Consider the following 22,644-nt stretch of genomic DNA (forward strand, 5'->3'; position numbering starts at 1 on the left):
GGACAGGACGCCCATCCCGCTGCCATCAGCCATGGGGCGCTTTAATGCTCACATGGTGAAATGGGCAGAGATGTACGACTGCTACGGGGATGCTGATCGTGTCCCCGCGCTTCTGGAACTGGTGGAGCTTGAGGACAACGCCGAAACATGGGAGGAGCTGGGATACCGGCTGGTCCTCGAACATGACCTCGTCTTCCCCGCCAGCTTTGCCGCCCTGCCGCGCCTGATGCGTCTTGCCTCCAGGAGCGCACCGGCGCGTGGGCTGGCGGGAACGATCCTGCGACACGCGGCAGGACACCACGGCTGCGACGGTCTGCTGGCGGACTGCGCCGACGAGATCGCGGACTTCCGCAAGCTGCTCGACCGGCACCTGCAATCGCGGCCGGTCGACTACCTCGCGGCCTTCCTCGATTCGCTCGCGGCCATGGAGGAGTACCACTGGAGTGCCGTCCTGGGAGACTTCACGGACGACTTCTACCACCTAGCCTGCCCCAGCTGTGCCGTGGAAGTGACGATCGCCATCGGGGACCACGGGCGCTATTCAGCGATCCGGGACTGGAACCTGGGTGACGTGAACCGTCGTGGCCTACGGCCGACGTCCCCCGAGGAACTCTCCGGCACCGGCCGTTGGATGCACGAGACTGCCGTCCGCGACGGGCACGAGGCACTCGCCGACGGCATCGCCTACCTCTTCGGCAAGGCCGAATGCCCACACTGTGCCAGTGTGTTCAACATCGCAGACGAGTACACATCCGCCAACCGCCCCGTCCTGCGGTAGGCCACGGCGAATCGGAAGTATGTGAGAAGAGCTGCGCGGCGTCCGGGAACCGCAGCCGGTCGCCGACCACACCGTTAGGATCGCCAAGGTGCAGCGGCCGACACCAGCACCTCGACTGTACGACCTGGAACTCGTACCTGGCCCCCGCGAGGTCTGGGCCGCCGGCGCCGTCGGGATCGCCCGTCTCTACCGCGACGCGAGCTTCGCGCGCGGTGCGGTTGCCTCGTACTCTACGGACGGCTGCTCCCGTTCTCGATGCCGAGCCTCCCTCCCCATACGGACAGGTAGCGGGCAGCCCGGCAGCCACGAGCCGCACAAGATGGCACATCTAGCGCACGTGGGTGTGCGGCACCGAGAGGTTGGGGCTGCTCCCATGCCAGCCCGCGTTCACCGAGCGATGATGCTGGCCGCGCAGGTGACCAGCAGAGCCATGCCCGTCACGGCGACGGTGAGGGGGACGGCCAGGCGCGGGTGCGTATGGGCGAGGTAGAACAAGGCTCCACCCAGCAAGATGGTGAGCAGCACAAACATCAGGACGAGCAGCGCGGTCATCGTGGTCATGAGGTCCCTCGGGCGGTCCGGATCGGCTGCATCGATCATCGATGGCGTGCACGTGTTGCGGCACGCGCATACTGTTGCGACTTCGCGCAACAGCGGGGGCGAACAGGCGGAGGGGAACAGATGGCGTGGGGGGAGCTGGTCCAGCAGGGACCACGCACCATGGTCTTCCAGAAGGACGTCGACCGGGCGCGGGTCGGGCCCGAGCGCTACGAGCTCGCCCTCGCGCTCCGCGATCTGGCTCAGCGCCTGGGCGTTTCCCTCAACCGATACGCGGTGCGCGTCTCCTGGGACCGCTCCACGCTCTCCCGGTTCTTCAGCGGCGCTCTGGTGCCGCCCGCAGAGTTCGTCGAGCGGCTCGTCGATGACGGCAACCGGGAGACGGGCGCCGAGCTGACCCCGGCCGCCCGGGAGCTGGTGCGCAAGCTGCACCGGACCGCCCTGCGCGCCGCGAATCCGGAGAGCGCCGCCCTCCAGGACCTGCGCGACGAGCTAGCGGCGGCCGACAAGGAGAGTCGTCACCTTCAACAGGAGGCCCAGCTCTTGCGCGATATGGTCCGCACCGCGCATGAGCGGCTCGACGAGCAGCAGCTCCAGCTCCGGCAGTTGGAGCGTGCTGGAGCGGCCGACCGGCTCATGCACCGTGCCGAACTGGACCAGTGGTCCTCGGACTACGAGTCCCTGCAGGCCGAGCGGGACGCGCTCCAAGAGACGCTCGCTCGGCTGACGGCGGAGCTGGCGGACGCCGAGCGTCGCGTACAGGAGGCCGAGGAGCGGTGTGCCGATATGGAGCGGCAGTTGGAGACCGCGGAAGCCCGTGCAGAGGAGCGGGAGGATGAGGAGGACGGCCCCAAGGCCGCAGGGCGTGAGGACGCTTTCGCGAACACGGTGACCACGAATGGCGATAGCGTCAGCTTCCACCTCGGCATCGTCACGGAGCTGGGTGCCCGTCTCGCGCGGACCCTCGGGGAGCAGATTGCGGTTCCACTGACCGAGGAGGAACTGCGGAAGTTGGCCCCGCGGCCCGGCGTCTTCCAGCTGATCCGCAGAGTCACGGGCCGACCGGAGGAGCGCGTGTACGTGGGCAAGGACGATCGCTCACTGCCGGCGCGGCTGGATGTTGCCCGGCGGAGGATCCTCGGCCGGAAGCACATATCCCTGGGCGAGATGCACTTCACGTATGTGTATGTCGAGGACGGCAAGTCCTCGATCGCTCCGGAAGCGCTTGTCCTTAAGTACCTGCGGGATGAGCGTGGTGTCGTACCGCCCTGGAACCGTAGTGGATTCGGCAACAATGACGCGGGCCGCCGTAGGGACCGTAGGCGGCTGCTGCCGCACCATTTCGATGCAGTTCACCCGATCGACCTGGACTGGGCCCTCCGCTACGACGGGCACCGGCGGGCGTGGTCCCCGAAGGACTTTGCTGACTACCTCAAGGCGGGACTTCCCTACAGCTTCCGGCACGCGTTGGGAACTGCGTATTCCGAAGTGGTCCCACTGGAGGTCCCAGAAGGTCCGTTGACCGCTGACGTGGCCTTCCGGTTCCTCGCACGGAACCTCGGGGCTTCCTGGCAGATCACCGCACTCAAGGGAGGCGTAGTCCTATACAGGGAGGAAACCGACTACCCTGACGCCGTCCGCTACTACCGTGGGGAGGACGTGCTGGACGCTCAAGTTGTCCGATAGGTTAGTGATGTAACGGGGCCCAGGTCGTCCGATGTGGTGTGGTTCAGGTCAAGCGCGGCATGTCATCGGCCCCGCCGCCAGGTGAGCCCATCGCACGATCCACCAGACAGGCTCTAACCTCCGCCTCGAGCAGTTGTCTTCCTACAGGGAGACCAGGGCGGTCCTGATGCTGGGCCAGTTGACCCGATCGCAGAGGCCGTGGACTCCCGATGCGGGAAGCTGCCCCTCTTGGAGGTGGAAGTTGTGGAGATAGACCTGAGCAAGGCGCGCGAGACCGTGCGGGAACTCGCAGAGCGGCTGGAGGCACTCGACGGGGCGGAGCCGGACGCGGCGCCCACGCGTGCGGGACAGCGCGAGCGCACTGAGGTGCGCCGCGGCTTGCAGTACATGGCCCACCTCGGGAACCGGGCTTCGGTGGAGATCATGGACGTCTTCTGCGCCTATCGGGAGTGGGACAAGCCAGGCCCTCGGGACGAGCCGAAGGAGACGTGAGCTGCCCGGTGCGCCCCGATACCGAGACCGTGCTGCGCCGTGTGGCGGACCGTTTGGAGTGTGCCATCCGTGAGCGGGACTGCCCGGCGATCGTCGCGCTGCAAGGTGATCGGACCCTGGTGATGTCCGACTATGACTATCTGCGTGACGAGGAGGCGGCCACGGCGTTCGAAGACCGGGCGGCCGCGAAGGCGCAGGAGATCCACGCGCGCCGCTTCGCCTTCGTCGTGCCGCAGGTGTGGCTCATCGGCCGCGGTGGTGTGTACGGCCGCGCGGTCGCCAACCTGCCGCTGCGGAAGGGCGAGCAGGAGGTCATCGCCTGGATGACCTACGACGCGGACGACGGGGTCGACTATGGCTACCTGCCGTACAGCCGTCGCCCGAGCGGCGAGCCCGTCTTTGGTGACCACGCGGTGATCACCGTCCCGGTGCAGCCGTACGAGGCGTACCCGGGCCGGATCCTGCTGCGCGCCCTGACTCACGGGCTGGACGGGCCACCGTCCAGCCAGGGGTTTTAGTAGTCATTTAGTCGGGCCTTGTGGCTCCGAGGTAGTTGTCGCCCTCGTAGCGGTGGGGCGAGATCTGGATGGGCGCGCCCCTGCGGGGAGCGTGGATCATCCGGCCGTCGCCGATGTACAGGCCGACGTGCTTGACGTTGTCCGGGCTGCCGTAGAAGACCAGGTCTCCGGGCACGAGCGGTTGTTCCTTGGGTACGCGAGGGCTTGCCGCGAATTGGCGTGCGGCGGTGCGTGGCAAGGTGATGCCTGCGGCTGCGTACGCGGCCTTCGTGAGTCCTGAGCAGTCGAAGCCGGGGTCTCCGGCGGTGGGGCCGTCTCCGCCCCAGGTGTAGGGGAGGTCGAGCTGTCCCCGGGCGTAGTTGATGGCCTCTGAGGCCGCAGTACCGGGTGGCTTGGTGCTGCGATAGGTCCGTGCCTGGGCGAGGACCTTCGACACGTACCAGTTCGCGTGGTTGTACGCGAACACCGCCTTGCGCAGGTCGCGTCCGTCCCGGGCGCCGGAGTCGCAGAGGTAGGCGGCGGCCGAGTGGATCGCATCGTGCGGGTTGTACGGAGAAGGCGGCTCTGCGCCGCCAGGGGGCGGTGGGTGTCGGGCGATGACGTGGTTGAAGGTGGGGGTGAGGAACTGCATCGGTCCTCGGGCCCCGGCGTAGTTGGCGGCGCTGTGGACGCCGGGCAGCGTACTGCGGCCGTGGTCGGTCTCGATCTTGCCGATGGCGGCGAGTACGGACCAGTCGAGGCCTGGGCATGTTGTCGCGGCTCGGCGGTAGAGGGCGAGGTAGTTGGTCGGTATGTCGGAGAGCGCGGCGGTGCTGGGGCGGCTCGTGCCTGTGGTGAGGGTGGAGAGCAGGCTGCTGGCTCCGGTGGCGGCCGCCGCGAGCAGGAGGAGCAGAGCCGCGGCGGCCGCGCAGGCGGCCTTGAGCATGGCGGAGTCATCCTCCTCGTGGGGTGCGACGGGAGTGCGGTGCCTGGGGTGACGGAGCGGTGGGCCGTTGGGTCGTTGCCTGGGCGACGGAGGTGGCGCTCGCTGCGGGCTCCGTGAGTGGAGGGAGGTGCGGCCACGCCATGGTCAACTCGACTAGTTGGAGTCGACGTTCGAAATGACGGGGCGTGTTGAGAGGGAGCCAGCGTGCCTGTGAGGGGTCGTATCGCCGTTCCGCGTCCGTCGTGAAGTTCGCGGAGGTCGTGGCGACGGGTACGCACAGAGGATCGCTGAGCGCGGCACGTGCCTGGGCGAGGGCTCCGCGCACCCGGGCCTCCCGGTGGGCGTTGGGGGTCCACACGAGGACGGGTGTTGTGATCTCCGTAGTAGCCGCCAGCTTGGCGTAGTCGTCCAGCTTGCGGGCGACGCGGTCCGGTGAGCGTTCGGTGGCGCAGTCGTACTCCAGGAACCATTCGAACTCTGCACCCGGCTCGCGCCAGCGGCCGTACGCGTCGGGGCGCACGAGGTCGCCGAAGTGCCGCTGGCACCGTGTCTCGGACCACCAGGCCGTGAGCCGACCTTGGGTACCGGTTTGGCGTGAGTGGGCGGCGAGCGCGGTGAAGAAGCCGTTGGTGCCGACGGTGTGGGCCAGTTGCAGGGAGTAGGCGATGCCCATCGCCCGCTCATGCCGGTAGTCCAGGTCGCGTATTTCCAGGCCGTGTTCGCGTGCGACGACGATGGCCCCGGCGACGTCGAGGACGTAGTGCATGGGGGCGGAACCGTACGTGATGAAGGGCTGGAAGCGGTCCAGTACGCGCCATTTGAAGAGTTGCAGCAGGCGCAGGTTCGCCGCGCGCGTCGACGGCCAGGCGAGTTCGGCGATCTGGCTCGTGGTGAGGACCCTGTGCTCGTACAGCATCCGGGCGATCCAGCGGTCGCGTGGGGTGAGGTGGTGGGCGAGGCGGGCGAGGTAGTCGCCTGTGGTGACGGTGCGGCCGCTCAGGCGCTTGGGGCGGTGGCCGCGCAGGGCGCGCTGTGGGGTCGGGTTGGTGATCACGGTGCGTACCTCCCGTTGAGGTCGTGTACGTGGGCAGGGGTCATGTGATCCGGCGTGGGTCTGCGTCGGGCCGGTCTGGTTTGTGGAGGGAGGCCCTCGCGGTCGCAGGGCGCGCGTTACGGCGCGCGGCGGCACGGATCTGGCGGGCACGGCCGGGTACCGGGGGCGGAAGCTTTTCGGTGACGACGGTGAAGGCGGGGGCTTCGGCGCCATGCAGGACCGGGCGGATGGCGGCGTGGAAGGCCCCGAGGCTGGACAGATCGTGCTCGCTCAGGCGGGGCTCGGTGTGGCGTGCGAGGCGATGAGCGTCCTCGGGAGATGCATTGAAGTAGATCTTGGTGCGGGCGTTGGTGCTGATGCCCTCTTCGAGCTCCTTGGGGAGTTGGCGCAGGTACTGGTGGGCCAGCGTCATCGACAGCCGGTAGCCGCGGGCCTCGGCGAGCATGTCCTCCAAGGGATAGGGGAGGTTGAGGAAGTGGTGCGCCTCGTCCACGTAGAGCGAGGCGTCGCAGCGACGGCCCTGAGGGATACGAGACCGGTGGGTAGTGGCCTGCCAGGTGCGGGCGACGACCACCGAGCCGACCAGGTGGGCGGTCTCGGCGCCCAGGTGGTCCCGGGCGATGCGCACCAGGCAGATGCCGCCGTCGTCCAGGACCTGGTCCATGTCGACGCTCGACGCCCCGCCTGCCAGCGCCTCGCGCACGAAGGGACGCAGCAGGAGGCCGCGGAGCTTGTTCATCAGCGGCGCCGTCACGTGGGCGCGGGCGGCCACGGACAGGTCGTCGTACCAGGACCAGAAGCCGCGTAGGACGGGGTCGGTGATCTGGCGCACCGCTCGCTGCCGGAAGGCCGGTGTGGACAGCAGCGTGGGCAGATCGGTCAGGGTGGGCGTGCCGGACAGGGTGCGTAAGGTGAGGAGCCCGGCGCGGAGGATGTCATCGGTACGTGGCCCCCAGGAGGAGGCGTAGACCCGGGAGAAGATCGAGACCAGGTTGTCCACGGTCCGCGTGGCGTCCTCGCCCTCCAGCGGGTTGAGGACCGGCGGGCGGTGCCTGCTGTTGGCGTCGAAGAGCACGACCTTCTCGCTCAGGTGCTCCGGCAGCCGCATCAGCACGTCCGTGACCAAGTCACCTTTCGGGTCGATGACCACCTGTCCGCGCCCGGCCTCGGCGTCGGCGAGCACCATGCGGGCCAGCAGCTCGGACTTGCCCGAGCCCGTGGCCCCGAGAACGTGCAGGTGCTGACGGGCGTCGACGACCCGTAGACCGACGGGGCGTATGCCTCCGGCCGTGGTGAGGCCGATGGGCTTGGCAGATGGCCCGGTGGTGGCGACTCCGGGCGGTGGTGGCACCGCGCGGGCACCGGCGCGCTGGAGTCCCGGGACGGTGTCGTCCCAGGGGAGATGGGCGAGCGCGGCCAGCTCCGGCACAGACAGGAGATAGCCCCTGTCGAGGCGCCGTTCGGCGAGGTGGGGCAGAGCGTTACGGGGTCGGGTCCGGTGGAAATAGTTGTGCTCGGTGTACGTGGCGTAGGCGCTCGCGACGGCATGGGCGTGGCCGCGCAGCCGGTCGCGGACGCGGCGGTGGTCCTCGGCGCTGGCGGAGTCGGGCACGGGGGCGACGACGGCGTAGCGCACACGGCATTCGTACGAGGCGCCGCGCTGCTTGGCCACGATCGCCCGGTTCTCGGCAGACGCTGCGAGTGCTGTCTGCCGGTCCATGGGTGTGGCCTGGCCGCGGGCTCGCAGGTCGGGCAGCACCGCGTTGAGCAGGCGGATGACGGAACAAGCCGGTCTTCCTGTCCCCAGGCGCCGTGCTGCCCGGCGTGCCTTCTGCACCCGGCGTCCGGTGACAGGGCGGACCAGGATCTGCACCACGGCCTGCTCGTCGTGGCCCAGGCCGATCGGCGAGCCGAGCAAGGCGCGCAAGGGATCGGCTGGAAAGTCGCAGCGCACGGGCAGCGCCTCGTGGCGGGCGAGCCGCAGTTCGCCCCAAGCCGCCTCGCCCTGCGGGTGGAGCCGGACAGCGTCGGCTGGACGGGTACGCGTGAGAGCCCCGGGCCACGCGGCCTCGACCGCACGCTCCACCATCTCGGGAGGGATCACCCCTGGCACCCACAGGTGCAGGCACACCGTCTGCTGGTGCAGGACGTACTCCCAGCACAGGTGTGGCTGCCCGGCGATCAGCCTGCGCCAAGTCGGTCGGAGGAGCCCGACGAGGTGGGACCACAAGGCGGCCGCGCCCGCCGGATCGGCTGACGGCGGCGGCAGGAGCTCGATCACGCGCGCCCCGTCGGCCAGCCTTCGTCGCTGCCAGCGGCGCCACCACCAGCGGGCCGCGACCAGCGCGATCAGCATGGCGACGGCCGATGGGACAGCGATCGGGCCCCACACATCGAACGTCGCCGACAGGTGAGTGTGGAGGGCATGCAGGGCTTTGCCGGGATCACGCAGGTACTCCTGCAACGGGGCGCTCTCCACGGTGGATAGCGGCACGGCAAAGGCTGGATCCATGGCTCTACCTCTACGAGTCGAGGGTGACCTGGCCATCGGCGGTCACTTCAAGGTCGGGCGGGGCCGCCGCCGTGTCGGTCGCCGGGTCGAAGTCGAGGTACGAGGACTCAGGGGCGTCCGCGGCCTCAGCCACGGAGTACGCGGCGAGTTCGGCTGGGTCCGAGGTCACCAGGTAGTGCTCCGTGGGCGAGGCGACGCTCTGGAACGCGACTCGTTGCGGGCCCGCGCACAGCAGTCCCTGGCCTTGGTCGGCGGTCAGGAGGAACTGCCGCTCGCCGTCGGAGAGGTCGAAGGCGTGGGTGATCTCGTCGATGGCCTGGGGGGCCTGGCGCAGCAGGATCTGGGTCGCGGCGTTGGCCACCACGGCCTTGCCCAGGTCCGTGGCGAGGACATCGGCGGTGTCCTGGGTGGCCACGGTCAGTCCGGCCCAGTGCTTCCGGCTGGCCTTGGCCATCCGGAACAGGAACTCGGCACCGGACCGCTCACGCATCAGCAGCCACGCCTCGTCCACCGCCACCAGCCGCGGTCTGCGCAGTGCCGGGTTGGAGACGTGCCGCCATACCGCGTCCAGGGTGAGCAGGGTGCCGATGGGTTTGAGTTCGTCGGCCAGGTCCCGGAGGGAGAAGACCACGAGGTGGCCTTCGGGGCGGCTGGTCGTCGGCCCGGCGAACAGGCCGGAGAAGGCACCGTGAACGAAGGGGTGCAGCCGCACTGCTAGTTGGGCCGCGCCCGCGTCCGTGGCGCGTTCGAGAATGCTGACCAAGTCGCGCAGCAAGGGTGCCGGACGTATCCACGTCCGTGGGTCCGCCGTGATCCCGGCGTGCTGGTACGTGGCCATGATCGCGCGGTCCAGGACCGCCCGTTCCGTGGGCCCGAGCTGTCCACTGAGTAGCACGCCCAGGACCGTGTGCAGGAACAGTGAGCGCCGGACGAGCGCGTCCTTGGGCGCGGTGCGGCGGCCGTCGGCGCGCGTGTGGACGGGCAAGTCGAAGGGGTTGAGACGCTCGTTCTCAGAGCCGAGGTGGACGTAGGTCCCGCCGACGGCCCCGGCGAGGCGGGCGTATTCGTCCTCGGGGTCGATGACGTGGACTTCGACGCCGCGGTACAGCGATCGCAGCAGCTCCAGCTTGACCAGGTAGGACTTGCCCGCGCCGGAGCGGCCGAGGATGACCGCGTTGTGGTTGTCCAGGGCGAAGCGGTCCCAGTGCACGAGCCCCTGCGACCCGACGTTGTACCCGTACAACACCCCCGACGGTGCGGCCGCGGAGACGGGGTCGGACGAGGGCAGGTCGGGGCTGGTGAACGGGAAGGCGGCTGCCAGCGCGCTCGTGTCGAACGTGCGGCGCAGCTTCAGCAGATCCAGCCCCATCGGCAGGCAGGTGACCCAGCCCTGGAGGCTGCGGTAGCTGGCGGGCTTGGCGTCCAGCAGGAGGCTGGCCGCCAGTGAGCGGACGGCGGCCACCTCGTCCGCCAGGTCCTCTTGCCCGCAGGCGTGGACGGTGAGGTAGAGGCCGAGCCGGTAGAGCTTGCCCTCCCCGCGGGCAACGCGGGCAGACAGGTCGTATGCGTCCTCGGTAGCCGCTTCGACCTGGGGGTCGAGCAGTCGCCCCTTGTCCTGGGAGTAGCGACGGCCGGACTCCAAGCGGGCCAGTTGCCGCTTGAGCCGGTTGGCCGCGGTCACCGGGTCGATCGGCTCGATGTGCAGGGAGACGTCCAACCGCCCCGGGTAGGCGAGCAGGGGCTGGAGCCAGCCGGGGTGGACCTCGCGGGGGTAGCCGGTCACGGCGAAGGAAGCGACCCATTCGGCGTCGACTTCGAGGTGCCGAGGAGCCACCATCAGCGCGCCGGGCGCGAAGGCGCTGCCGTTCGACCGCGCGACGCCGAGGCGGCACTCGGAGTCGGCGGGCGCGGCAGGACGGCGGTCACGGCGCTTCATACCGCTCGACTCCCTGCCTACGGGAGAGCGGGGCGGCGGTGTCGTCTCCACCCCAGGGGCCGTCCATACGGGTGGCGCTGGCGATGACATCGTCGGCCCCGGCCCGGGCGGACGACGGTGGCACGAGACAGTCCGGGTTGCAGGCCGCGGCGAGTACGGCGGTGGTCTGCCCAGGGTCCAGTGCGGTCACGATGATGCCGATGGGACCGAGCAGTTCGGCGGCCTCGCTGAGACGACGCAGCAGACGGTCCTCCACCGCACGGCGAGCTCCGGGGCCCACTGCGGAAGAGCCCCGGTTGGACCTCCGTAAAGCGATCGCCCCGAACGGTGCGGGCCCGCCCTGCCTTTGGGAACGAGCCACAGAACGATGTGGTTCTCTGAGGACTAGCAGCACCTGACGGCGCAAGAGATCGGTATCTCGCCCCAACTGCTCTACATAGTCAGCATGTTCGCGCGAGGCTGCCTCCAGAGCGGGGTGGGGGAGGCTGGCGGCGTACGCACGCAGCTCACGGATCTGCGCGGTCAGGTCGAGGCGTTCGGCCCGGATGAGGATCTGCACGGGCGCGGTGAGGGAGTGCAGGTAGCGGCCGAAGGCGCCGACGAGGGCTTCCTGCTCGCCAGGAGTACGCAGCGCGAAGTTGATGGTGCTGCACACGGCCACGGCCGCGACGCCGTCCGAGCCGAGGTCGACCACGCCTGCCTCGGAGATGCCTCGGGCCGGGAGATGAAGCGCTGCGGGCGGAGCATCCGCACCACGCCCCATGCGTTTGCCCGTCTCGTCGGTGGCGTGTTCGGCGAGCCAAGCTGGCAGTGCATGGACGCCTTCAGGAGCAGAGAGCAGCCGACGGGGCCCCAGCCCTTGACGCACGGCCGCCAGCGCAAGCCGGTCCAGGGACAGACCGTCCCGGGTACCGAAGGTGAGCAGCAGCGCCGTGCCGCATGGGGGCAGGGCCAGCAGGAAGAAGACCAGCAGTGGCAGTAGATCCCTGGTGAGGGACCAGAAGCCGTAGAGCACGGTGCCGGTGGCGACAAGGATGAGGAGCTGGTGCGCGTTGAGGTTCGCAAGGACGGTGTCCTCGCGTTCGACATCGGCGGGGATGCGCACCGGTTGCGTCATCGGTGGTCACCTCGTGGGCGGGCTGGGCCGCTGGGCGAGGGAGGAAGGAACGTAGTGGGTACGGGAGGACGAGTAGCACGGAGGGGGCGGGTGGCCGGTGGCTGAGGCCGCGGGCCTTGGAACAGAGGCACAGTCGGAGCCTGCGCAGAGCGAGGCAGCGGTCGTGTCGCAGCTGCCGACGGGGGAGCCGGGGACCGGAAAGTTGGAAGGGTGGGTGCGGGAGACCCGGGCGCAGGCGAGGGCTGGGTCGACGGGACAGGCTGCCCGCCCGGCGCCAGGAAGACCGGCATGGGCGGAGGACCAGGCGCACGTCCGACGGCAGGCGCAGGTATGGCCTGGCCGGGCAAACCTCCGAGCTGGGCAGGCTGGTTGGGTGCAAGGAACAACGGTGGTCCCGGCGGCCGCAGCGGCCCCGCAGCCCCAGGCCCGCCTCGCCGGGGTACCCCCGCCCCGCCCTGCCGTGGACGTGCCACACGTACGGGACCTGCCGCTGCGGCCGCCCCTCGTTGCGGAGCAGCGGCGCCAGGCCCTCCCCGGCCACCTCGCCCCGCATGACCGGCGGTGGCACGGACAGGCCGGCCGCGCAGCAGCCCGAACGTCTTGTATGCCACCACGGCGCGGACCATCCGGCCCGTGAACGACCTGCCATGGCCGACCCGCGCCGCGGCCAGGATCCAGAACGGAATCTTGAACAGGATGTACATCAACGCCAGCGACACGAGCACGCTGGTCAGGTCATTCTGCTCGCGGCCGAACGGACTGAAGTTCCCCGGTGTCAGGAACACCCGTATCCCCACCACCAGTGCCATCGACTGGGCAACCTGAATCCCAAGGAGCCCAGCGAAGGTCCGCCACCACCAGCGAGCGACGCCTTCGATCTGCGGCAACGCGTGGCACATCAACGCCAGCGGGGCACCAGCGATCAACAGAACCGTCAGTGCGACCCGCACGAGGTACGACACCAGCAGGGCCACCAGAACGACGGCGACCACGCCCAGCAGCAGGATGATGAAGATGCTGCTGTCGGACGTGAAACTGCTGAGGACGAAGTCACGCAGTGCCACGCCCGCATCGTCCTCATCAAGACCGGGGCCCAGTACGCCCATGGACAGGGCGTTGGCCAACTCCACGGCCTTGGCGGCCAGGGGGAGTGACAGCCCGGCGGCAAAGAATCCCAGTGGAATCCGAGGCCCCAACTCGCGTACTGAGTAATGAGTCTGAATTGTCTGGTGCGCCATCAACACGACCCCGGACACCATGACCAGCAGCCCGTACGAGGCGATCGTGATCTTCCAGGAGTCCGCCCACAGCTCACCGATCCGGGGAACTGAGTCGGGCGTGGGGGTGGTGAGCAGCGTGTCGCCAAGGAGCTTCAGCAAAGGGCTGAGGGCGGCGCTCACGATTCCCTTGAAGAAGGCGTTGATCGCCGCGGTGACGCCTTTGGCGACCCAGTCGACGACGCCCGTGGGCGCTTGATCCGCCACCGCCGCCGTAACCTCCTCCGGAGCGGAAGTGGACATGAGCGGGGCGGCGTTGGGATGCGGGATGGAGCCGTCGGGCGCGCACGGCGATGGCTCGGCGACCGGCCCCACCACGGGCGCCGCAGAGCTGACGGCACTGGTACGCGCGGATGAAGAATCGTCCCCCTGCGCGAGCGCAGCCAGCAGTACCACGAGCAGGACGCATCCGACCGCAGCACCCCGTCGCCAGCGACGGGGCGGACGATCGGTTGCAACGCGGGCAATCATCGGCCTCACGCCTCGACGATCCCTTTGAGGATCTCCACGACAAGGGGTGCGAGCGCGGCGATGCCGTAACCCCATCCCGCGCTCTTGAACGCGGTCTTCGCCCTCTGCACTTCGCCCGGATCGCCACCGGCCATCAGGTACAGGACGCCTCCGATGGTCAGGAAGACGGTGGCCAGGCCCGCGAGCACGCCCATGATCCAGTTGCGGATGTTGTCGAGCACCTCGTTTACGGACTTGGCCAGAGCCAGGACGGCCCCACCATCGGCTGCGTACACCGAGGAGGCGCCGAGCACGGACACCACGGCGGACAACGTGAGGAGCAGCACCCAGCGGGATATGCGGCGCCGCTTCCGCAGTGTGCTGTGAGGCTTCTTGTACATCTGAGGCATCTCCAGACGCACGGGGCAAGCATGGAGGTCTATGGGGGAGCCCCTGCACCCGAAGAGACCGGCTGAGGCTGCGCCTTTGGACAACCGGCCGGTGGAGCCGCCGGGTGTGAAGATCGCGGCATCTGACGGCTCTTCCGAGACTCAACCGCCGATCCAGGGAGATTCGCCGTCGCCCTTCTCACTGCGGGACCTTCCGGGTCGGCGGTCCGGATCTCGTCCCGCAGAAACGCGACCAGTCGCTGTTCCGCTCGACGCCGGGTCTTGTAGACGGCTGCGAGAGTCAGGTCGTGCCTGATGGCCCAGTCGCAGACGGACTCCTCGTCCAGCCGCGTACTGCCGATCAGGTCTGCCTCGGTCCGGTTCAGGACTCCTGCACGGACCGCATTCGCCAGCACTAGATCCGGGTGGCCCCAAGGTGCCTTCGGCACGGTGGACTCGAACCCGTCCGGACCCACCGGAGTTGGCGCGTCGAGCGACTCTGCCAGCGCGGCGAATCCGCACCGGTACGCGGCCCATCTAAGCCTGACGACGATGCGCGGCCGGTCCAGATCGATCGTTCCCAGGGCGTCCAGGAACCCCGCCAGCACTTCAGCGTGCACGTCGTACGGATCTCCCGTGTACCTCGTCGTCAACTGCTTGGCAACGCCAGCGAGGGCGGGCAGGGCCATCCCGGCGCAGGCCAAGGTCCAGGTGGCTCCAACGGTGCGTGCGCGCTCCACCAGCCTGGCCCAGACGACGTCTCTCGTACGCGGTGAGCACCGACCGTGAAGCAGGTGGTCGAGGAGTTCGTCCAGGGGAACGCGGCGTTGAGGCAGGCCGTCGAGCTCTCGGCAGTCGAGGGACAGTGGTTCAGGCCCGGCCACCAGCAGCTCGAAGCTGCGCCGGGCGATGTCCAACGGCATCGGTCCCTTGCCTGCGGTTGTATCGGCATGGCTGTCGCGGCGTCTGATGTGAGGCATGGCGGCGCCTCCTTCGAGGGCTGGGACTCGTGACGACATCCCAGGAGGCACGACCGGCGCCAAGAAACGACCAGCACACGCCTAAAGATCTACGTCGACGTTCTGTAGCGGCACTTGAGGACGTGGTCGCCACATCGGCCTCGTGTGACCAATGCGCGTGGCCTCGGGCCTTAGGTGCGGCTTAGTAATGGCGTAAGGCCGCCTGACCAGCTCTTTAGTAGTGCGCTAAGAGCGGGTGCGACCACCGTGGGCGTGGTGACGCATTAGTGTCCGACGGTGCGGTCTTGCCAATCCGCGTCGAAAATCTGGTCGTTTTCCGGCCTCTTGGAGCGACAGAGCACCTCACCCCCCCCAGAGGACGAGAGGCACCGGAGATGCCACATCCCCATCCCGTGCGAGACGAAGAGGACACCGGCTGGCTGCAGGACGCCGTCCTCGACGTCATCACGCACTACTGCCAACCTCACGAGAGCGTGCTTGTGCTCACAGCGTGCGTTGACGCGTCCCACCGTGACGCACGCTGGGTCCGAGCAGCGGCGGCAGAGTCCGCCTCGCGACTGGTCCGGACGATCGCTGTCCGTGTGCTGCTTCCGGTGGACCAACCCGGGCTGCCGGGCACGAGAGAGGAGACTCCCGCCGAGTCCGAACCCGGACCGGGGTCCTCTACGATTGGCTCACAAGGGGTGTCATCTTGGACTCCTTGGGGTGGGACGGAGTCCGAAGGGACCTCTCCCGAGTCATTCGACGTTGTGATCGCCTGTGTGGACGCACGGTCGCCCGCTTGGGTCGAACAGGCCGCCTGGAGCGCTCTCCTGCGGCCTGCCGGGCTCCTGGCCTTCGTCACCTACGGTGATGGTGTCAGCAGCTACGTGGCGACATGCCACCACTACGTGGCCCCGGCTGCTCGCCGCGCTGATCTGGTGCACCTGGACGAGGTCCTGCTGCGCGCTGCACCGGTTGGAGCACAGGCCACTCTCCTGCTCTTCGTCCGCCCGCTGCCCCCGGTGGGGCGCCGGGAGCTCTGATGCCGAAGCCATCTCCGCCCGATCGCTGGCTGCCGGCGCAGGAAGCGGCCGACCGCCTCCGGGTCTCGCGTAAGACGCTCTACAACTGGGCGAGCACTTGGGAGGTGGAGCAGCGCGGACCCGAGCCGCTCCGCTTGGGCGGCCGGGCGCTGCGCTACTGGGAGTCGGACGTCGACTGCTGCATCACGGCACGGCAGCACGAGACCTGGGAGACGCCTCGTTCCGAAACACCCCAACTGGCTATGAGGAGGTACCGCCATGTCAAGGGAGGAGCCGTACGACCGCTGGCACAAATCGCGACCGCGACCAGCTGAGCCAGAGTGCCCCGAGCACCCCGGTCTGGTGCCGAGTGCTGAACACGGTTGCGCGAGCCGGTGGCAAGCGCGCTGGCGGGACGAGGACGGCGGCCAGCGGACCAAGAACTTTCCCGCGAACCAGGGGAGGGAGAAGGGCGAGGCAAGGCCTGGAGCCTCACTCCCCGCAGCGTGCCCGTCCGTTGCTTCGTCCCCTTCTATCAGGAGCCGTTGCCACATGACCCATGCGCACGCGATACGCACGGGGATAGAACGCACCACAAGTATCCGCAACACAAGGGGCACCCCAAGGGAAGCCGGCCATGTTCCTGAAGTGCCGCGTACCGGGGCGTAGGAGGCTGCTCCCTGGTGGAGCGGGGGAGGGCCGAGGCATGAGGCTGCCGGTCCCGCGCCGTGCAGCTGAACCGGATGTGTGGGTGCGTCGGACTGGGGGCCTGGCCGTGGCCGCTGTCGCAGCGTATGCCTCGTACGTGCACCAACGAGAGTTCGCCCGGCAGGGGGGCGCAGACCCGTTGAGTGCTGCCCTGTGGCCGCTGTCGGTCGATGGCCTGCTGCTCCTGGCGACAGCGGGCTTGCTGAAACGGCCTCACATGGGGGAGCGCCGTGCCCGCTGGGTCGTCTGGCTGGCCTTCTTGCTGGGCATCGCCGTGTCCCTCGCGTCGAACATCGCAGTTGCGCCCGCTTTGGCATGGAAGCCAGTGCTCGTAGCCGGATGGCCGCCCGTGGCGCTGCTTCTTGCGGTTGAGCTTCTGGCGCCCCGACGCAACAGTGACCTGGCCTGCGGCAAAGCCGAAGAGCGAAGGGAACGGGGAGCCCTCGACGGTGGCGGCCAGGATGCGGACGATCCATTGATGACGCGAGCTCGGCAAGTGGATGCTCAACACTGGGAGTCGTATCAGAGGCCTGTGTCGGCCGAGACTCTCCGTAAGGAGTTGAGAGTTGGAGCAAGCAGGTCGCGGCACCTGGTGGCCCTGCTCCGCGCGAGCGGTCGCAACGGGAACCAGCCGGGACGGCTACCGAACGCAACGAGGCAGCATGACGCGCGCTGACCATGCTCCCGCCTCCGCCATGGCGGGTGGGCCTGGATGAGCGGGCGGTCTGAACTGGGCGTTTCGAGGGGTCGACTTGTCGTCGACCACAACACCGCTGCGTTCGCTGTCACCTCCATCCGCCGTTGGTGGTAGGCATGTGGTCGGCACGGTTACCAGGCCGCCACGTATCTGCTGGTCGCTGAACTTCTTTCATCCCGGCTCTTGGAGGGTGAAAGTACTGGTCAGTGAACCTCTTTCATCTTGTGGCGCAGGGGTGAAATGGGCTGGTGAGCGAGGGTGGTGACACGGCAGGGCCCCTCGTCGTTGGCGTGGTGATCTCACTCATCACACCGGTGACCGAGGGGCCCTGTTGGTTCCGTATCCTTCCACGCTTGATGTCCCGTACGAGCTGGTTGAGCATGTCTCGTGGCTCATCTATGCCCGAAGGTGTGAAATCGGCTCTCCCTGGCGGAAGTTGGGGTGCTACAAGCAGGCCCTGCTCACGCTGGAACATCTCCGGAAGAACGAGACGTTCGCGCAGCTCGCGGCAGGATTCGGGGTATCGGAGGCGACCGCGTGGCGGTACGTGGACGAGACGGTTGAGGTCCTGGCGGCGTGGGCTCCGGGACTGCGCGAAGCCCTGGTGGGCCTGGGCGAGGGCGACTTCGTCATCGTCGACGGGACGCTGATCCCGATCGACCGGATCGGCGCGGATGAGCCGTACTACTCGCAGAAACACAGGAAGCACGGCATGAACGTGCAGGTCATTGCCCGACCGGACGGCACCCCGCTCTGGTTCTCCCGCGCGATGCCGGGCCGGACCCATGACCTGACCGCGGCCCGCGCTCACGGAATAGTCCAGGCCTGTCTGACGAGACAAATCCTTGTCCTGGCGGATCGCGCCTGCCAGGGCGCCGGCGCCACCGTCCGCACCCCGTACTACCACCACCGTGAACAGCCGCCGCACTACCAGCGGTTCAACCGTGTCCACGCCCGCCTCCGAGCCCCCGGGAGAACGCGCCTTCGCCCAGCTGAAGTCCTGGCGCATCCTTCGCCGGATCCGGTGCTCGACCAACCGCATTTGCCGGATCGTCGCCGCTCTCCACACCCTCCTCACCTGCAGCTATTCAGGATGAAAGGGGTTCAGTGACCTTCTTCAGCGTTGCCGCTCCAGGGTGAGGATGGCCTTGGCGATTGACGTCATGCGGTTGGGGCTGCATCGGGACCTGCGGAAGATCCGCCAGGACTTCAGCCTTGCGACCCCGCGTTCGACGGGTGCTCGGGCTGCGGCCAGTGCGCGGTTGAGGGTCTTTTCGGTGGGGGTGAGTTCCTGGAGTGGTTTGCGTTTGATGCCGGTGGTGAGCCACGGGCCGGCGCCTTGGTAGGCGGGATCGGCCAGGATGGGAACGCCCTGGCGCTCGCAGATCTGGATGATCCGGTGGGTGCGGGCGGCGGTCAGGTCGTGGGTGTGGCCCGGCAGGGTGGGCGAGAGCTGGGCCCGCATCGAGGGCGGCACCGCGGTACTGGACCTGAAGACTGGTCAGTGGCATGCGCTCACCGGCGATAGCGCCCGCGTCTGGAACGCCGTCGCCGTGCGCGGCGCCGTGGACGGACTGGCCGAGGAGATCGCCGTCTCCGCGGGCTATGACCTGGAGGCTACGGGCGACGCCATCGCGGCGTACCTCACCTCGCTGCTGGACATGGGACTGCTCAGCACCGCCGCAAGCACCTCCCGTTCTCGCGCCCGGTGGTGGCGTCGATGACTGACATGATCCACGCGCCCGCGCGTCCGGCCTGGCGGCGGCGCCTGCCCGCGCAACTCGGCCTGGCCGCCGCCCTCACCGTCCGGCTCATGCCCGAACGGCGCCGCATGCGGGCCCGTATCGCCCTCGTCCGAGCCACGGCCTTCCTTCCCGCCGCCGACGCCCGCGACGTGGTCGACCTGTACGAGGCCGTGGTCGCCTGCCAGCCCCGCTGGTGGCGCGGACAGATCGACTGCAAGGAACGCGTCCTGGCCAGCGCCCTGACCGGCCGCCACTGCCGACTCGTCCTGGGTGCCCGCGGCTTGCCCACCGCCTTTCACGCCTGGGTCACCACCGCCGATGGCACCACGGTCGGCACTCAGGAAGCCGGCGGCGGCGATCACCCGTGGACGCCCGTCTACACCAGTTCCTGACGCAGCCAGGGCGGGCGCCCCCGGCCTCGTCTCCCGCCCGCCCCAATTCACCCACACGAATGAACGTGCCATCGTCGAGTTGACGTCCTGGAGGTGTGAACTGCGCGAGTCTCAACGATTGGAGAATTTCGCGTTGAGCCAGACCGGGCCCGCGCCCCCCAATGAGGCGGGTGACCTCATCTCGCACTGAGCGCCGGGCCACGCCCGGCAACACGCCCCCCTCTGCCCCGGCCAGCACCACGGCAGCCGGGGCGCCGCCCGAGATGCGCCTGCAGGACGACCCCCACGCCCCCACGGCCCGCATCAGCACCCGCGCCATCGCCGCCCGCCTACCCGCCGCCCTCTACCGTGCCGGACAACTCAGCTGGAGCGCCGACCGGCACGCCGTCCTCACTCTCGCTGTCTGCACCCTGACCAACGCAGTCCTCACCGCCATCGCCCTGCACGCCACCGCGGCCCTGCTCACCGCCCTGCTCGGCACCGCCAGCGCTGCCGAGCGCCTGGACCAAGCCCTGCCCGCCCTGCTGCTGGTCAGCACCACCGCCTGCGCCAGTTACCTCGCCGACGCCGGAGCCCGCCTGGCTGCCCAGAGCCTGGCCCCCAAGGTCACCCGAGAGGCGGACCTCGCCGTCATCACCACCTGCGTGAACGCCGAACTCGCCGCCTACGACGACCCTGCCTACGAAGACGGCCGCTTCGCGGCGACCAAAGGCGCCGAGAAGATGCCGGACCTGATCACCGGCGCTCAGACCCTGGCCGCGTCCTGCGCCCAGCTGCTGGCCGCGGCGATCGTCATCACTGCCTTCCACGCTGTGCTGCTCCCCGTGCTCCTCCTGGCCATCGTCCCGCGCGCATGGGGGGCCGTACGGGCCGCCCGTCTGGACCACGAGGCCGCGCACCGCACCGTCGCTGACACCCGCCTGCGCCGGGTCCTGGCCCAGTACTCCACCGACCGCGACACCGCCGACGAACTGCGCTCCGCCACCATGGGCGGCTTCCTGACCGAGCAGTACCGCGCTATCTCCCGCCGCCTGGAGGACGAGCAGCTCACCGCCGCCCGCCGCGCCGCCCTCACTCAGGGCCTCGGCGACCTCCTCGCTACCGCCGCCCTAGCTGCGGTGTGGGCGGGCATCCTGGCCCTCACCCTCACCGGCCGCATGCCGGTCGCCATCGCCGCCGCGACCGTCCTGGCCGTGCGCACCGCCAACGCCGCGCTTGCCTCCAGCGTGCGTGCCGCCGCCCGGCTGTTCGCCACGAGCCTCTACGTCACCGACTGGACAGCCTTCCTCGCCACCGCCCCCGCCTGGTCCATGCACCGCGGCATCCAGCCTGCCCCCGCCACCGGCCCACACCTCATCCAGGCCCGCGGCCTGACCTTCACCTACCCCGGCAAATCCACCCCCGCCGTGCGGGAAGTAGACCTCACCATTCGCCGCGGGGAGGTCATCGCGCTCGTCGGCGAGAACGGATCCGGCAAGACCACCCTGGCCAAACTCCTCATCGGTCTGTACCTGCCCACCACCGGCTCCATCACCTGGGACGACCATCACCTGGCCGACCTCGACCCGGCAACCCTCTGGCACACGACCGCGATGGTGCCCCAGGACTACACCCGCTGGCCCCTGACCGCTCGCCAGAACATCACCCTCGGCCAACGCCGACGCCAAGGCGATCAGGCGGTCCTCGCCGCCGCCGAACAAGCCGGTGCCGACGCCATCCTCCAGGAGCTGCCCGAAGGGCTCGACACCTCACTGGCCCGCTCCTGGTGGGGCGGCCACGACCTCTCCGGAGGACAATGGCAGCGCATCGCCCTCGCCCGCGCCTTCCACCGCGACGCCCCGCTCATCATCCTCGACGAACCCACCGCCGCCCTCGACGCCCGCGCCGAGCACCGCATCTTCACCCAACTCCGCGACCTCGCCGCAGGCCGCACAGCGCTGTTCATCACGCACCGCTTGGCCAACACCCGCATCGCAGACCGCATCGTGCTCCTCCACGACGGAGCTGTCGCCGAAACCGGCACCTATGACGAACTCATCGCCAACGGCCAGCGGTTCAGCGAACTGGCCTACCTGCAGAACGGACAGGACAACGGAGGGCGCGTCGCGTAAGGCCGCAAGCCGATGCGCAGCCCCGAGCCTTGACGCGCCATGGAGCAGGGAGAACTTTCCCCCGGCCCTCAATGCCCCGCCGCTGTCCAAAAGGCTAGGTCCTCTTGCGAAAGGCGATCTTGGTGACGCTAGGGTTCCGACCTGTCGGCTTTCGTGTGGGGAGGGGCGGGGACCGTGGACGCTCACGTACAGACTCGTGTTTCGGCGTACGCCATCGCGGTGGACGGCGGTCGGTTGCTGCTGATCCGGCTGTCGGACGCCTCGCCCGTCTTCACGCCAGGTGTGTGGCACATGCCAGGCGGCGGAATCGACCCGGGCGAACAGCCTGTGGAGGCCTTGTCCCGTGAGCTCCGGGAGGAGACAGGGCTTGAACTCGCTGATGCCCGACTGCTGGACGCGCGGACTTACGCGGTCCGGCGGAATGGAGTGAGCTGGAGCCTCACGGCACTGTTCTACCTCGTCGCCCTCAAGGGCGGGGCGCCGACGGTGACCGAGATCGACGGCTCCACCGACGCCGTGGCGTGGATTCCGCTGGCCGACTTGCAGGACGACACCATGCTGTCACCAGCGGCAGCTGACGCGCTCCGCATGCTTGAGCAGGCTGAAGGTGCCGGTCACAGCCAGTCGTTGAGGTCTGCGACCAGCACGGTTGCCTCGTAGCGGACGGCGAGCTCTTCGTATCGCGCGGCGACTGCACTGTGGTGCGTGAGGCGATTGATTACGCACTCGACCGCATGCCGCGCGCGGTAGTCGGTTTTTCCGGGAGCCGTATGCCTAATAGAACCCGAAGGTTGGTCCGGCCGCTTGCGGGGCTGTCCCACTCCGAAGCGCGCAGGTTCGTGGATTCTCAGATGTGGTGAGGCACTAACTGGATCGGGATACGCCCTGGCGCCGACGAGCGCGCAGGTTCCGGCTTGACCATCGACCTGGGGCGAAGGTCTACCGTCGAGATGTAAGCACGATGCGGACCTCCCCGCTCGCCGAACGTTCGCGTGCCGACGACCACCTCGCCTCTACGTGGGCGCCGGACTCCTGCCCGCTGACCGGACGTCGGCTGGCTACCCGGCGTGAAGGAGTCGAACGGTTGAACGACTCGCGTTCATCGTCGCGGGCAAACACCTCGGCCTGCCGCTGGGAAGAGCTCGGCGGACTGCTTGGAGGGTGGGAGGCGGGCGCCTGCCGGGACGTGAAGGCTGACCTGTGGCTGCGAATCGCCGCTCAACTGGCCTAGGCAGATGCCCGCGCCGCCGAGCTGGCCGCGTTCACCGCCTCGCTGCACACGGCCCTTGAACACCTGGACGCACTGCTCGATCGC

Annotated in this window: 19 protein-coding genes and 2 pseudogenes; 11 read left to right on the plus strand and 10 right to left on the minus strand. The window is 68.9% G+C overall.

The genetic code is table 11. The features are described 5' to 3' along the window. Positions 1-52 precede the first annotated feature (52 nt). A complete protein-coding gene (locus AC07A4_RS39785) occupies positions 53-778 on the plus strand; it encodes a hypothetical protein (RefSeq protein WP_478609055.1) in 726 nt (241 codons plus the stop codon). A gap of 387 nt (positions 779-1,165) precedes the next feature. On the opposite strand, the gene AC07A4_RS39790 is transcribed toward AC07A4_RS39785, so the two are convergent. Continuing rightward, positions 1,166-1,339 carry a hypothetical protein gene (locus tag AC07A4_RS39790; RefSeq protein ID WP_478609057.1) on the minus strand — a complete coding sequence of 58 codons (174 nt, stop codon included), beginning with the start codon at positions 1,337-1,339 and terminating at the stop codon, positions 1,166-1,168. 159 nt (positions 1,340-1,498) lie between these two features. Here AC07A4_RS39790 and AC07A4_RS39795 point away from each other — a divergent pair, with 159 nt between their 5' ends. The 3 genes from AC07A4_RS39795 to AC07A4_RS39805 all read left to right on the plus strand — a co-directional run bounded on the left by AC07A4_RS39795 (position 1,499) and on the right by AC07A4_RS39805 (position 4,032). Continuing rightward, the gene (locus AC07A4_RS39795; RefSeq protein WP_478609058.1) at positions 1,499-3,022 is read left to right on the plus strand and encodes a helix-turn-helix domain-containing protein; all 1,524 of its coding nucleotides are present in this window, start codon (positions 1,499-1,501) and stop codon (positions 3,020-3,022) included. Positions 3,023-3,265: 243 nt separating this feature from the next. Further along, complete coding sequence (locus AC07A4_RS39800; RefSeq protein WP_478609060.1) at positions 3,266-3,514, plus strand: hypothetical protein; 249 nt, start codon at positions 3,266-3,268, stop codon at positions 3,512-3,514. Next, the gene (locus AC07A4_RS39805) at positions 3,511-4,032 is read left to right on the plus strand and encodes a hypothetical protein (RefSeq protein ID WP_478609062.1); all 522 of its coding nucleotides are present in this window, start codon (positions 3,511-3,513) and stop codon (positions 4,030-4,032) included. Before AC07A4_RS39800 ends, AC07A4_RS39805 begins: the two co-directional genes overlap by 4 nt. A 7-nt stretch (positions 4,033-4,039) precedes the next feature. On the opposite strand, the gene AC07A4_RS39810 is transcribed toward AC07A4_RS39805, so the two are convergent. Genes AC07A4_RS39810 through AC07A4_RS39845 form a run of 8 tightly spaced genes read right to left on the minus strand, consistent with a single transcriptional unit; the run spans position 4,040 to position 14,672 of the window. Then, positions 4,040-4,957, minus strand: a complete 918-nt coding sequence (locus AC07A4_RS39810) for a C40 family peptidase (RefSeq protein ID WP_478609064.1) — start codon at positions 4,955-4,957, stop codon at positions 4,040-4,042. A 7-nt stretch (positions 4,958-4,964) separates the two neighbouring features. Beyond that, complete coding sequence (locus tag AC07A4_RS39815) at positions 4,965-6,011, minus strand: replication-relaxation family protein (RefSeq protein WP_478609066.1); 1,047 nt, start codon at positions 6,009-6,011, stop codon at positions 4,965-4,967. Between the two features lie 40 nt (positions 6,012-6,051). After that, entirely contained in the window at positions 6,052-8,523 is a 2,472-nt protein-coding gene (locus AC07A4_RS39820; RefSeq protein ID WP_478609069.1) for a DUF8128 domain-containing protein, read from the minus strand. A gap of 10 nt (positions 8,524-8,533) precedes the next feature. Further along, positions 8,534-10,459 carry a VirB4 family type IV secretion system protein gene (locus AC07A4_RS39825; protein ID WP_478609072.1) on the minus strand — a complete coding sequence of 642 codons (1,926 nt, stop codon included), beginning with the start codon at positions 10,457-10,459 and terminating at the stop codon, positions 8,534-8,536. After that, on the minus strand, positions 10,446-11,576 hold the full coding sequence (locus AC07A4_RS39830; protein ID WP_478609074.1) for a PrgI family mobile element protein: 1,131 nt from the start codon (positions 11,574-11,576) through the stop codon (positions 10,446-10,448). The genes AC07A4_RS39825 and AC07A4_RS39830 overlap by 14 nt, the downstream gene beginning before the upstream one ends. Then, positions 11,573-13,399, minus strand: coding sequence for a TrbL/VirB6 family protein (locus AC07A4_RS39835; protein WP_478609077.1), 1,827 nt, complete (start codon positions 13,397-13,399; stop codon positions 11,573-11,575). The genes AC07A4_RS39830 and AC07A4_RS39835 overlap by 4 nt, the downstream gene beginning before the upstream one ends. Continuing rightward, positions 13,330-13,704, minus strand: coding sequence for a pilin (locus tag AC07A4_RS39840; RefSeq protein WP_478609078.1), 375 nt, complete (start codon positions 13,702-13,704; stop codon positions 13,330-13,332). The genes AC07A4_RS39835 and AC07A4_RS39840 overlap by 70 nt, the downstream gene beginning before the upstream one ends. A gap of 38 nt (positions 13,705-13,742) precedes the next feature. After that, positions 13,743-14,672, minus strand: coding sequence for a hypothetical protein (locus AC07A4_RS39845; RefSeq protein WP_478609081.1), 930 nt, complete (start codon positions 14,670-14,672; stop codon positions 13,743-13,745). A gap of 761 nt (positions 14,673-15,433) precedes the next feature. Between AC07A4_RS39845 and AC07A4_RS39850 the strand changes: the two genes are divergently transcribed. From AC07A4_RS39850 to AC07A4_RS39860, 3 genes and pseudogenes are all read left to right on the plus strand, one after another. Continuing rightward, positions 15,434-15,697 (plus strand): hypothetical protein, encoded by a 264-nt coding sequence (locus AC07A4_RS39850; protein WP_478609083.1) that lies wholly within the window; start codon positions 15,434-15,436, stop codon positions 15,695-15,697. Positions 15,698-16,382: 685 nt separating this feature from the next. Next, positions 16,383-17,060, plus strand: a complete 678-nt coding sequence (locus AC07A4_RS39855) for a DUF2637 domain-containing protein (RefSeq protein WP_478609086.1) — start codon at positions 16,383-16,385, stop codon at positions 17,058-17,060. 311 nt (positions 17,061-17,371) lie between these two features. After that, positions 17,372-18,178, plus strand: a pseudogene (locus AC07A4_RS39860) (transposase family protein). Between the two features lie 20 nt (positions 18,179-18,198). On the opposite strand, the pseudogene AC07A4_RS39865 reads toward AC07A4_RS39860, so the two are convergent. Then, positions 18,199-18,534, minus strand: a pseudogene (locus AC07A4_RS39865) (transposase family protein); the annotation flags it as partial. Here AC07A4_RS39865 and AC07A4_RS39870 point away from each other — a divergent pair. The 4 genes from AC07A4_RS39870 (at position 18,524) to AC07A4_RS39885 (ending at position 21,989) form a co-directional block, all read left to right on the plus strand. Further along, positions 18,524-18,805, plus strand: a complete 282-nt coding sequence (locus tag AC07A4_RS39870; protein ID WP_478609088.1) for a hypothetical protein — start codon at positions 18,524-18,526, stop codon at positions 18,803-18,805. The pseudogene AC07A4_RS39865 and the gene AC07A4_RS39870 sit on opposite strands and share 11 nt — an antisense overlap. Further along, positions 18,802-19,218: a transglutaminase-like domain-containing protein gene (locus tag AC07A4_RS39875; protein WP_478609090.1), complete on the plus strand. Its 417-nt coding sequence runs from the start codon at positions 18,802-18,804 to the stop codon at positions 19,216-19,218. Before AC07A4_RS39870 ends, AC07A4_RS39875 begins: the two co-directional genes overlap by 4 nt. Positions 19,219-19,481: 263 nt before the next feature. Beyond that, positions 19,482-21,329, plus strand: coding sequence for an ATP-binding cassette domain-containing protein (locus AC07A4_RS39880; RefSeq protein WP_478609093.1), 1,848 nt, complete (start codon positions 19,482-19,484; stop codon positions 21,327-21,329). A 174-nt stretch (positions 21,330-21,503) separates the two neighbouring features. Next, complete coding sequence (locus tag AC07A4_RS39885; RefSeq protein ID WP_478609095.1) at positions 21,504-21,989, plus strand: NUDIX hydrolase; 486 nt, start codon at positions 21,504-21,506, stop codon at positions 21,987-21,989. Positions 21,990-22,644 lie beyond the last annotated feature (655 nt).

This window comes from Streptomyces sp. NPDC043996 (assembly GCF_056435225.1).